The organism is Flagellimonas oceani (genome assembly GCF_011068285.1).
Classification (GTDB): Bacteria; Bacteroidota; Bacteroidia; order Flavobacteriales; family Flavobacteriaceae; genus Flagellimonas; species Flagellimonas oceani.
This window is the reverse complement of the sequence record NZ_CP049616.1, coordinates 2,170,150-2,182,708: the sequence shown is the minus strand read 5'-3', so window position 1 is coordinate 2,182,708 and position 12,559 is coordinate 2,170,150. Positions and strand designations below refer to the sequence as shown.

The window sequence follows — 12,559 nt, the reverse complement described above, 5'->3', positions numbered from 1 at the left end:
AGTACGGCATTGATTATTTGATTTGACTTTCCTAAAGTCCGTACAAACAACATGGAATTACAGTGGTAGCTGATTTTCAAATCAGCTTGTATTTATTCGGTCCCGCTTGCGGGACGAAGGATTTCCATGTCAAAAACAAGTCAAAAATGAACAAAGTGAACAATTCGATGATATCGGTATCAAGCGACACTTTTTTGATAGGGCCTCTGCCGTTTTACCACGGCACACACCCTAAGGACAAGCTTGTTTCGGACATTGTTGAGGACAAGCATTTTGTTCTTTCCCTCCTCGGCCTTTCTTTCATAATAGGCCTTCAGTTCCGGATCGTGCCTGACTGCGGCAAGTGCGCACATGTGCAACTGTTTTTTCATCGTCTTGTTGGCCATATGGTGCACCCTGGAGCGTTTCTGGATACTGGAACCGGAGGTGTGCTCGAAGGGCACCACACCACAGTAGCAGGCAAGCTGTTTGGGAGTTTCGTACCTGGTGAAAAAATTGGTGAAGATGGTGAAGTATAGTGCCGTGAACATACCTATCCCCGTCACGGAGGTCGCCAGTCGCACCGTGGTGTTCAGCCTTTCATCGGAGAGCACAAGAGCCTCTATCTCGCCCTCCATGCGGCGTATCTCGTCGTTGAGGCACTTGGTCGTCTTCCTGATGTGCCTTTGGACCAGTTTTCCAAGTTCCGGGTCAAAGGTCTTGAGTTCATTGGGATGTTTGCCCAGGTCGGCCCTGAACCTGACCAGTTGGTCCCTTACCTTGAGCAGGGCATTGACCTTTTCCAGGATCTCCGGGACCGGTCTGTACAGTTCCATCTCGTTGTGGTTCTTGGCGGCGTACCGTGCGATCCGGATGGCGTCCAGCCTATCGTTCTTTCCGCGTTGTATCCCCAGGCTACGTGTGATCCTCAACGACATCTCGACGCAGAAATTGACCTGTTTTTCCAGCAGCCTTGCGATGACCAGCCTGCCGTATATCCCGGTATGTTCCAGACAGACCAGGGTGCTTTCCAAGGGTATGCCCCTGTTCTTGAGCAGCCTTATGAACGCTCTGGTGCCCTTTTGTGAATTGTCGAACACGAACGAGGCCGTGTCGTCCCCTTCGATAATGGCGATGTCAAAGGACTTTTTGGATATGTCCACGCCAACAAAATACTTGAAGTCAGATTTTTCCATGATAAAAAAGTTTAAAAAATGAGAGATCCATGAATTAGGCACAACCGACAACTGAACGATTATCCAATCCCTGATAATAGGCCTTCAAGCCTGAATTTCCATATGATGCAGGCCCAGAAGATGACCGATAAAGCATTTAATCCTACCTTATAAGTCCTGAACTTTGAATAGCAATTAATACGTCTTTATCGGTCTGGTTGCCGTCCAATATCATTGAGGTTCCAAGGTAGGCAATACCCGATTCCTTCTCAATGGACGGCGATATATGTTCCGGTCCTATACATAGGGATGTTGATGTAATGATATCTGAACCATATCGAAACCCTGGACAATAGGCCTTGAAGCCTGTATTTCCATCTGATGCCGTTCAGAGATGACCGATAAAAGGATTTGAAAAGCATAAGTCCTGGACTTTTCTTGCGCTTAATCCTCCTTTATCGGTCGGTGGCCACTTACGGTCACCGAGGGTATTCCCGAGTTAAAGACGACCGTCATTTGAGCAACGATCATCTTAAAGGAAAAGCTCTATGTAAATGGCCAGCGCTAAACTAAGGGAATAGCAAGAGGATAGCGCGCTAAAGCGACGCTATTGATTCATTTTCCTTCGGAAAAGCCCTGTTTATAAGGGTTTCAATGAATTTTTGAATTTAGGGATTACCGTTTTTATTGTTGCAAAAACGTTGAAAGTACCTGGAATCACTGAAAAGAATTGTAACAATTGTACCTCTTAAAACTTGAAATATGGACGATTTTAAAGCAGTTAGGATAAAGAAAAGGACTTTGTCCAGATTTAAAGTGTTTTCCAAAAAAGTAGGCAAGAGTTATTCCCATACCTTGGATATGGTCATGGATTTTTTTGAGTGGCATGGGTTCTTGCCATCGGAAAGGTTTGAAAAGAGCATAGGTCAAGAGATCATCAAGAACAGGAAACGGACGGATGCGGTCATTGCCATTATCAGGGATATTGAAAAGAACCAGACACTTCCAACCATCGGTATGATGCAGGCTTTGTTCAATCAGGAACTGGACAATGATGGGGAAGAGGATGATTTTCTTGAGGATATGATCGAGAAGAATCCCCCAAAGCCATATCCAAAGTTCGAGGGTGAGGTAATGGTTCCTAGGATCAAGTATGATCATTTGGAAGAAAAGGCAGCCTCACTTCAAACAGATTTAAAGGATATCCTCGATAAGGTAAAAGTGGTCAAGGGCAGTTTTGGGAAGAGCTATCTGAAGCTTGAAATAACGGAAGGGAGGTTGGAAAGATATAAACTTGAAGCCAACAGACCTTTGGATTCTCTTTATTGATATGAAGTATGTGCCAAATTAAAAGAAAAATTTGCCTCGCTCAGTAGTATTAGTTTGGTAAGTTTTGGGACGCTTGCAGCGCGAAACGTGGTTTCGCTCGCCGTTTTGAAAGTTGCTTTGCGGGAAGTTTTAATTCGATGATTGGTTTATTTCTTGTTCAGTAACTTTTCCAAGTAAGAAACTTTGTCTTTTTCAGCCTGAACAAGACGCTCATATAGCTCAACAACTTTTTCAATTGTATTAAAGGTTGGTTGATAGTTGAGAGAACTGGCGATTATTGTTGAATTGTCGCTGCTTGTATTGTTATATGTGTTGTTGATAATATTAAAAACAGCTTCTTCGGAGAAATTCTCGATTCCCTCTTTGGTAACTCCCAAAGCCTTGGCAATCTCTTCCAACTTGGCATCGTCCACCTTTTCACTGTTCTCAATGTTGGAAACAGCCTGTTGGCTGATGCCCAGTTCTTCTGCCAAGGTCTCCTGTTTCATTCCACGGAGTTCCCTTATCCTACTGATCTTTCTGCCTATATGGTTGTTCTTGGTCTTTGTCTGCATATCTCAAATATAGGGTGTTTCGTACAATAATCCGATTGTAAAATACAAAACAGTTTCAATAAAGTACAAGTGTACATGGTGGGGTACATGGGAATGTGGCCTTAATATGGTCGGAGATTCTTGAACCTTATAAATCACGAACCCATGAAGAACTGCACAAACATACCGGAAAACTTTGAAAGAGCTGAGGAACTCTCCAAATTGATTGACAGCATCCTGAATGTGATTACCATCGATGCTATCTTTCTTTCACGAAAACAAATAGAGGGAGATACTACTTATCATATCCTCACCCTCTTTACAGATGTCGATAACGACCCCATTCCTAAGGAGATAATGACATTGGTGTCAAAGCTAGGGAAAGAACATCCTGATTTCAGGATAAGGATTTATACCGAGGAACAATCCGAGATAGGTCTTTCGCGTGGGTCGCTTTACTTCTTGGAACACTGTTGTCTTGGCGATACGGTTTATGCCCGTATAGAGGGTGCAAACCTCTTGGACTATCCAGAAATGACCCTGACCAATATCATTAAAAGGACCATCCGCAATTGTGATTCGGAAATGAACAAGGTCACGACATTTGCCAATACTGCGGACATATTGATAAAGGAAGGGGACTATGCCATTGCCACCTTCAACATGCACCAAGCCTTTGAGCTAGCTTTCCGCTTCATCGAACAGATGTGCATTGGAAGGAGCAAGGTTACGCATAGCATCATCAGCCATATCAACTATTGCAAACATTACTTTCCAACGATTATTCCGTTTTCAAAAACCTCGGAATTGGACAACAACGAACTGCTGCTGTTGCTGGAACACGCCTATAGCGTGGCACGTTATGGCAATGAATTTGAAATAGACAAAACCCAGGCCCAGACCATCCAATCCGAACTTAGGGAATTTATTGAAAAGGTGCAAGCCGTTTATAGGAGGCACTATGCCCATTGTAAGCATAGGATTGAGGGCGAGGAGGATTCCACCGATGAAGCCCAAATTGAAGCCTATAATAATGGGGATGAACCTGAAGAATCCCTATGGGGAAAACTGAAAGATTGGGAGGAAGAACACTTTATCACTTTGATGTCCTTTAACGGACACAAGACCATAGACATCACCACAGAGGGTTATTTGGACTCTTCATTCATGATTTCCAATTTGATAAAAGTATGTATAACGGCAATGGAATCGGATATGTTATCAAATCGGGTGGTTCCAGAACCGGACCACAATATACGTGAAGTGCTTGGATATGTATTGGATATGATACCCCATGATGAGATGAGATTTCTTGATAAGATCAGCAAACTGCTTTCTGAACCGAAATACAATCATGAATCCAAAATAGCATACTATGAAGAAGAAGAATAAAAAGCTGAATACCTTGGAAGAGATTCAACAGTTGAGGAACAATCTTTCGGGATTATTGGGAAACAAAAAGTCAATAGATTCAAAGGGCAACTATGTGTCCTTTGAGGTAAGGGACAATAACCACCTTTTAATGCAAATCATAAGTCTTTTGGAGGTCTGTGTTTTTGCTCTTGGTGGAGAGGGAATGATATTATCCCCTGACAATAAAAATGCATCCAAAGAGGATAGTGTCACGCAAGTATTGGAACTGGTATTAAGCATTCTTCCAGATAGCCAAATGTATTTCATGGACAAACTGGACGAAAAACTATCGAAACTGGAAAACAAAAAATGAATCCATGAACCCAAACGAAGAAAAACTAATAAAGGATTTGAGACTTCACTCAAACGACCATTCCCCTACCTTGGTTCCCCATCCATGGTTAAAGGACAAGTTCCAACCCACGTTCTTTTACCTTGACGGTCATGCCGATCTATTGTTGACCGTTCGAGCATTGCTATACCTTTCCATGAGGGCAATAAATCCTGATCTTGGTTCGGATGATATTATGGATAGGAACGAAGAGGAATTCATCCATCAGGCGATGACCATTGCCAACCGTTTAATGCCAGTCGGGGAAGAAGCTTTGATGGACCATTTGAACCTATTTTATAGGGAAGAAAAGAGAGCCGAAGAAGAGGACTGATTTAAGAAAACAACAAATAAAGGGATAGCTATGAAAAAGAACAAAAAGGAATTGAAGAAACTGATGGAATCCGCAAGATATAAGTTGGAGGTACTGGAGCCTACCAATCTACAAAAAGGTAAGTTCAGACCGTCCTTTGTTTTGTTGGATGGATACTTGGACCTCTTTGATACCATAGAAGCATTGATCAATGTTTGTATCTTGGCAACCCAAGGAGACCCTTATTCCCCACCGCACGTAAAACAGCCGGGAGAGGATATACGTAAGACCTTAGAACTTGTCACACAACTCTTGCCTTTTGAAGAAGGGGAGTTCTTGGATGAGGTGAACCAACTTTTAAAGAAAGAAAGCTGAATACTAAGTTCTTATTTCTTATAATTACTGATTGTCAAGGATGTACTCATCCAAAAGTTCTGCTGTATTTTTACTAATTTACAGAATTCCTCTTGTATGCTTATGGATGGATTTTTATATTTAACAAATTTCCCCAATCATACACTAAGACCAAATTTAAATGAAAAATTATGCCCTCTTGTGCATTGTATCATTGGCTATACTATTTTTTAGCTCTTGTAATAAGTGTAATCCTAGGGAAAAAATCACTGCCAAATATGGTATTTCGATATTGGGGAAAGGAGGAGCAGTAGACTTCAAAAATGTCGTTTATTTCGAAATAGGCGATGATTTTATTTATTTCTATTCGAACGATTCTGGAGTACCGTTTCAATTACTCAAAAAGGAGAATGTCAATGGAATAACCATATTGGACAAACCAAACCAATAAAATATGAGTAAAAATTTACTAATCGTTTTTCTTGTGTTCTCTTGTCTTAGCCACGGACAGAGTTTATTTAAACAAATTGATTTAGTTGATGAGTTCGGAGATAAAACAGGAACAGCTTTTGCCAATATTACACATGGTACTTTTTCAAATACTGCGACAAGCGATTCAAAACTATTGGTCAAAGCAATACTTAACCCTTCGCATGGATATAATTTAGACGAATACAAAGCCTATTTGAAAGAGGAATACGATAAATATGGCTATAGTGAGAAACAGATTAAACAAGGATTGAAATATGCTAATAAAAGTCTTGACGCGGCAAATAACCTTAAAGGTACTATAACCTTCAAACTTTATGAGTATGGAGACCATTTGGCGAATATTGATGGTGACGAATATGGACAGCTTTCAATAAAATTAGCAGACGGCAAAAAAATTAGAACCTTGATGGGGTTGTCCTCTTTTCACGGTGGTGACGTTGTAATCATCGGATATAAGGAAAAAACCAAAGGAATGTCTGGTGTTGAGAATATGATCAAATATGGAACCTATTATTGGGAACAAACGGAAATATATGATTCGATAGTCAATTCAGATGAACCAATTGAAGTTGTCATATCCCTCAAAAACTCAACTTATAAATTTACACTCGAAAGACCTTAATAGCGCATAAATTTCTTTCTGGTAACTGAAATTCGGTGTTGTCGATTATTAAAGTCAAAATATGACAAAGAAAAATAACCAAGAACAAAGGTCAGAAAAGACCAAAGAAGTGGAGATTACCAAAGATGAATTGGTTATTCTTTCCAAAAGAGAAAAAATATTTTGTTACAGTCTTGCAGTATTCTCTTTGATAGCCCCTTGGATTTTCACACGATATGGACCCTTTCCTGTGTTAACTTTTTCAGATACTGGGGAGATTGGGGATACTATTGGAGGTATATCTGCCCCTTTCATTGGATTGGTTGCTGCTTTTTTGGTTTATAAATCCTTTGAGGCCCAAATTAAAGCTAATCATAGCCAGCAAGTCAATCATAGGGAGCAACTGAATTTTCAGCAGGAAAATCATGATAAGCAGATGAGATTGATAAGGAAAGAACAGGGCTTATCCACCCTTTCTTATTTATTCAAAGAAATTGAGCCAATCATTTATGAAAATGAAGCGAAACTTGAAAGGGGATCAATTGGATACATGATAGCCAATCTTGAAGCTCTAGAAATGGCAAGGAAAAATATAGGGGTACAAAATTATGAAGAGTTTGTCTCCAAAAAGGAAGTGTTGATAGCCAAGGAAATCGAAAAATCGATTTATATCATATCGTATAATATCAACCATTTAAAGGTTGTAATCAATCATGTGATTAATTATAGTGAAGAATTTTTTGGAGAAAGTAATACTGTTGAGCTAACAAATTTTTATACATCCAAGATTAATTCAATAATTAATAGATGCGACTACAGAAAACTACTTAAAGAGCCAGTAAATAACTTAGAAGGGCTATTGCGTTTTGATGACCCGAATGATGTTGCAGTATTTATTAGTAGTAGAAATGATTTTAAAGAAATTTTGGATAAGTTTGTTGGTCTTTCTTTCAGTTCACTTTTTTAAAACACTCTTTTAAGAAAGCAGCTTGATAATTAGATTAGTTTTGAAGAGACCCTGTCCGAAAGATCGGGGTATCTACACTTTGTCTATTGTAATTTGAGTTGTGATTCACTAATTTCTTTGTGGTCATTTTCCTATATTTAGTTTTTTTATGAAATGCGACTAGTCCATCTATCTGACATTCATTTATCTAATTCAAATTATCATGAGTTTGTACACAAGTACCGAAAAGCACTTATTTCGGATTTGAAGAACTTTAATGCTCTGAAGAAAATAGATACTTTGTTGATTACTGGTGATTTAGTGGATAAGGGCGGACATTCACTATTGGAGATCAAAGGTTTTGATGGATACAAGAATCCTTACGATATTTTTGATGAAGTCTTCATCCAACCGATATTGGAAGGAGTTGGTATTTCAAAAGATAATATCTTGTTTATTCCTGGAAACCATGATGTTAATGAACGTGAATTTTCATATTATGACGAATGTGAATTAATTGACAAGATTGATGAAAGTAGTATAGAGAGTTTTTTAAAGGACAACCAATCCACATTTCTGCATAATGAAAGAATCAAAAATTTTAAGGAGTTTGAAAGGGCTTTTCATCTCAACAACTCACTATATGATTTTTCAAATAATCATTCTACATATATATATAATTATGCTGATGAATTCAAAATAGGATTCATATTAATAAATGATTCTTGGCGCTGTAAAACAAGAAAGTTTATTGGAGAGGAGGAATCAAAAATATTTTTTGGATACCATCAGTTGGACTACGGCCTAGAATATTTTGAAACTCATAAAACAGATTTAAACATTTGTCTATTCCATCACTCTCTAGATGATTATGCTGAAAAAAAGGAGGTAGAGAGAATTTTAAGGACAAAAGAAATAGAATTGTTCTTGTATGGGCATTACCATAATACAAAGTTTGAATATTCATATGATCCTTTTGGTAGTTGTGTAGGAATTCGTGGAAGGGCGGCCCTTAATAGACCAGAAGAGAAAATTTCGGAATACCAACCTGGTTATCAAATAATTGATTTGGATTTAAATTCATATAAAGTGAATAAAATCCATTATCGTAAATATATCTACAATGGTTCTCGTTTTGATTCAGATACGGAAACGGCGTTAGGGGGGATAGTTCAGGACCAGCAAGTTTTTATTCTGAGGAGAGAAAATCGAACATCAAAAGGATTTGATTTGGATCGTGAAAAGTTTTATAAATCATGAGACAAGAGCATTACGAATTAAGGTACTTAAATAAAACAAAAGATTACACTAGTAATTTTTCCCTACTTGGTGTGGACAATAAAGTATTGTTGGCTGATGAAATATTCAGGCAAAAAAAGATTGTATTGCTTGGCAATCCAGGTATCGGGAAAACTACTGAGCTAAAACACCTATTCGATGACTTATGGGAAAAAAAGGATGAATCAGGTTTGATCCCATTTTTTATTGACTTAAAATATTTTAGAAGAGCAAATAAGTTTGAAGATTTAATCCTTTATAAAGATTGGAAAAGTCTGCCAAATGTTGTTTTTATTCTAGATAGTTTGGATGAAATAGAGCACTTGCATGATTTTATTTCTGAATTTGAGATTTTCACAACTAAGCATACCGATTTGGGATTAAGATATGTAATTAGTTGTAGAACAAATATTTATGAAAAGTACTTAGTTAAAATTTCAGGGTTCCAAACTTATTATTTACAGAATTTAAACTTTGATCAAGCTAAGTCTATTCTTTACAAGAAATATGCAATCGAAATTGATAAACTATCAATTGATGAAAAAAACAAGGAATTTATTCAGTCACCTTTTTTCCTTCGGCTATTTGCGGAATTTTACAGTAAAGAGGGGAGGCTTCCCACCTCCGATTCTGAAATATGGAATCTATATATTAATGAAACTATAAATACGCATAAAACAAAATATATTAAAAAAGGTTTAATTCTGAAACCTATTCTAATTAATCGTTTGGAGAAAGTTGCATTTATTAATGAGTTAATGCAGAGGAATTATATTAGTGATGCACATCTCTATGAAATATTTAATTATGAATACGAAACCTTTACTTCTAATCCACCATTAATAAATTATAATTCTGCTCAAGATAATTGGAGCTTTGAGCATAGACAAGTGCAAGAATTTTTTGTAGCCAAGGTTTTGTTAAATAAGAACTTAGATCAAATCTTGGAAATCATCAAGATTGATAATATTAACGCTATACACCCCTCCTTGTTTAATTCAATTACTTTTTTGATAAATCTTTTTGATGAAATTGACCCGGTACGTATTGGGTTAATTGATTGGTTGAAAGAGAATCAAATAGAAATTTTGTTTAAGGCGGATTCAGATAGAATAGATAAAAAAATTAGAGTCAACATATTTCAAGAATACTTTAAAAAGGAGTGTATAGAAAAGACCCTATGGATCAATACTCGTAGAACATTCGAACCTGATGAAATTGGTCGTTTTGGTAATTGTAAAGAGAATTTTGATTTTTTATTAGTAATAGTCAATAACTTCAAAAAATATCATTTCAGAGCTCTTTTTTCTGCCATTGAACTTATGAACTTTTTTTCTCCAGATTCTTATTCTACAAGCATTCTAAAGAAAGAATTATTTGATAAGTTAAAGAGTAAAGATTTTCCAATTGGTGCTAAATCTCAAATTTTGAGATTAATAAAAAAGCACCATTTTGTTGGATTGGATAAAGAATATTTGAATCGGATATATGACCTGTTCAAAACTGAAACAAATAAGCAGCTAAATAATAATTTATTACTTCTTCTTTCAGATGAGGAGAATATTGACCAATATTATGAATTCATAAAGCACGAATATTTGCTTGCCCATAATATTAAGAGAAGGTTAGAGTTGGATGAAGTCCTCAGGGGAAATAGATTAATATTAAATAAGTTGATTTTAAGAATCCAAGATCCTAAAAACTTTTTAGAGATTATTTCTATTTATTTTAATAATGAATTGCGACCAACTTATGCTAATGACTTTGAACCAGGATTGGTTGATAAATGCTTAAGCTTAATTAAAGAAGACCCCAACTTTATTATCGACTTATTTTCTGAGATAAAAGATGATTACCGATTTTTCAGGCATGATGAAGTATTGGAAAAAATTGTCAAAGCAAGTAATAAACAGAGCGAGGTAATATCTTATTTATTGAAAAGTAGTGATGTTGATGATAACCGATATTTTATTTCAAAAATTGTTAAAGAAGAAAACATCGAAAGACTTGTTGAAGAGCTAATTGAAGGAGATGCATCTCAACAACAAATAGAATACTTCAGAAATAATATAGGTAATACTAACAGTAGGAAGTTAGCTGTATATTTTAATGATTTAATGGAGGAAAAAGGAATTGGATTCAAGGAAGAGGTTTTTTCTGAAGAAAAATTCATTAGGTATCAAGAGGATTACAATTTGCATATCCAAGACAATTTCGACATCCTATTTGATAAAAAACGATTGACTGATGAAATTAAGAATATACTCGAAAATTATAATAACGAAATAAGTAGAGAAAGGTTAAATGAACTTAGAAGGAATTGGTATGAACAAAATGGTCATGGTAATGAAATTGACACTTCTTTGAGCATTCTGGAAAACCTAATGTTTTCTTTAAACTTGGATGTTCTTCCATTTTCTGAAGTAGACAAAATCTTTGAAAGAGATGACTTTTTTCTTGTTGATACAATAAGGAAAAAAATCGAGAAGCACCAAAATAAGAATAAAGAGCTTATTATTTCGAAGGAACAAAAGAAATTTATAGAAAACTGGTCTCTGTCTATGGCAGAGAAAATTGATTTTAAAAGTATAGCAAAAGCTACGGGGCCAACCTCATTTTCCTATTCCTACGATTATAAGAAAATGGAAACAGTATTTTATTTCCAAAAAAGGTTTGGGTTTGTCTTACCAAATGATTTTTTGCTAAATAGTATTGAGTTTTATGAGTTTGATAAAACAGGCGAATTGGATGAAAGTTTTTACTATTTAAAAAGTCTTATTAGTGACGATAAGATGTTTGATAAGCAAATAGTTTATAACTTGAATGAGAAACAACTGTTGGGTTTATCTAAGTCTAAACATATTGAGTATGCATTAAAGCACAACTTAAGCGAATGCTTCAAAAGTATACGTGAATATCTCATTCAGGGGGAATCATTCTTCAATGAAAGAACCAAACTTGAGGATTATGTAAATCTTACAAATGATAAAGAAATATTATTAGAACTGTGTTTTGATGAAGAAAGTTATATCTATTGGAGATCAATCGATTTGATGTTGAAATTAAACATCAATAAAGATTTTTGCATTTCGTGCGCAATCCAATATTTAGATTTGAAAAAGGAAAAATTTAAAACAGATGCTTTTAAAATCTTAATTGAACTTAATCATATTAAAACTTATGAATATTTGATTGACGCTTTAAGGGATGAAAAACCTTTTTCACTTTATTCAATTAAGTTTTCCCATTTTAATAATATTCCATCCTCTGCCAAACTGGGTGAATTATTTGAATTGATATACTCCACCGAAATAGATGGATTTGAATCTAGCTATTATAGGGATTTTTTTAGGGCTCTTATCACTAATCTATCTTCGAATGGTGAAGATTTCCCAAAGATACAGGAAGTCTTACATGGAATTAAAAAAGATTTAAAGGATAAGAAATCTGATTTATTTCATATCAATTTATTAATTGATGATTCTGAAAACGCTTATATCAACTCAAAATCAAAACCGTATACTTTTAAACAAGCAAAAAAGATTGCATTAGAGTTATCAAATGACGCCGATTTTTTGGGTTAGATAGAATAAGAAAGATTTCTATCTTGATAGTTCAATTAGTATTTATTGTTCATAATATCTCATTCTTCATTTCGAAGAATGATGATTTAAAAATGTATTTATTGGTGTTTAATTCTATATCCACAAGGCCTATCTAAATATTTGAATTTGATTGATTCATTTTATATTTGGATGAGCCGGATGGTTGAGGCCACCGAAATCGGAAAATTTGAGTCATCTAATATAGTATTA

The 12,559-nt window shown here is 35.8% G+C and carries 11 protein-coding genes; 9 read left to right on the top strand and 2 right to left on the bottom strand.

The annotated features are described in order from the left end of the window. Positions 1-179: 179 nt before the first annotated feature. Positions 180-1,175 carry an IS110 family RNA-guided transposase gene (locus GVT53_RS10035; protein WP_166248531.1) on the bottom strand — a complete coding sequence of 332 codons (996 nt, stop codon included), beginning with the start codon at positions 1,173-1,175 and terminating at the stop codon, positions 180-182. A 741-nt stretch (positions 1,176-1,916) separates the two neighbouring features. On the opposite strand from GVT53_RS10035, the gene GVT53_RS10030 reads away from it, so the two are divergent. Continuing rightward, positions 1,917-2,483, top strand: a complete 567-nt coding sequence (locus GVT53_RS10030) for a BfmA/BtgA family mobilization protein (RefSeq protein ID WP_166248530.1) — start codon at positions 1,917-1,919, stop codon at positions 2,481-2,483. Positions 2,484-2,629: 146 nt separating this feature from the next. Here GVT53_RS10030 and GVT53_RS10025 read toward each other — a convergent pair whose 3' ends face one another. Beyond that, positions 2,630-3,037, bottom strand: coding sequence for a helix-turn-helix domain-containing protein (locus GVT53_RS10025; protein ID WP_166248529.1), 408 nt, complete (start codon positions 3,035-3,037; stop codon positions 2,630-2,632). 144 nt (positions 3,038-3,181) lie between these two features. Here GVT53_RS10025 and GVT53_RS10020 point away from each other — a divergent pair, with 144 nt between their 5' ends. From GVT53_RS10020 to GVT53_RS09985, 8 genes are all read left to right on the top strand, one after another. Next, entirely contained in the window at positions 3,182-4,408 is a 1,227-nt protein-coding gene (locus GVT53_RS10020) for a HEPN domain-containing protein (protein WP_166248528.1), read from the top strand. After that, on the top strand, positions 4,392-4,742 hold the full coding sequence (locus GVT53_RS10015) for a hypothetical protein (protein WP_166248527.1): 351 nt from the start codon (positions 4,392-4,394) through the stop codon (positions 4,740-4,742). Before GVT53_RS10020 ends, GVT53_RS10015 begins: the two co-directional genes overlap by 17 nt. A 4-nt stretch (positions 4,743-4,746) precedes the next feature. After that, positions 4,747-5,094, top strand: a complete 348-nt coding sequence (locus tag GVT53_RS10010; protein ID WP_166248526.1) for a hypothetical protein — start codon at positions 4,747-4,749, stop codon at positions 5,092-5,094. 30 nt (positions 5,095-5,124) lie between these two features. Further along, complete coding sequence (locus GVT53_RS10005; RefSeq protein WP_240905206.1) at positions 5,125-5,448, top strand: hypothetical protein; 324 nt, start codon at positions 5,125-5,127, stop codon at positions 5,446-5,448. Between the two features lie 433 nt (positions 5,449-5,881). Beyond that, positions 5,882-6,541, top strand: coding sequence for a hypothetical protein (locus GVT53_RS10000; protein WP_166248525.1), 660 nt, complete (start codon positions 5,882-5,884; stop codon positions 6,539-6,541). Positions 6,542-6,602: 61 nt separating this feature from the next. Continuing rightward, positions 6,603-7,487, top strand: coding sequence for a hypothetical protein (locus GVT53_RS09995; RefSeq protein WP_166248524.1), 885 nt, complete (start codon positions 6,603-6,605; stop codon positions 7,485-7,487). 153 nt (positions 7,488-7,640) lie between these two features. Next, a complete protein-coding gene (locus GVT53_RS09990; RefSeq protein ID WP_166248523.1) occupies positions 7,641-8,726 on the top strand; it encodes a metallophosphoesterase family protein in 1,086 nt (361 codons plus the stop codon). Continuing rightward, a complete protein-coding gene (locus GVT53_RS09985) occupies positions 8,723-12,328 on the top strand; it encodes an NACHT domain-containing protein (protein WP_166248522.1) in 3,606 nt (1,201 codons plus the stop codon). The genes GVT53_RS09990 and GVT53_RS09985 overlap by 4 nt, the downstream gene beginning before the upstream one ends. The last annotated feature ends 231 nt before the right edge of the window (positions 12,329-12,559 follow it).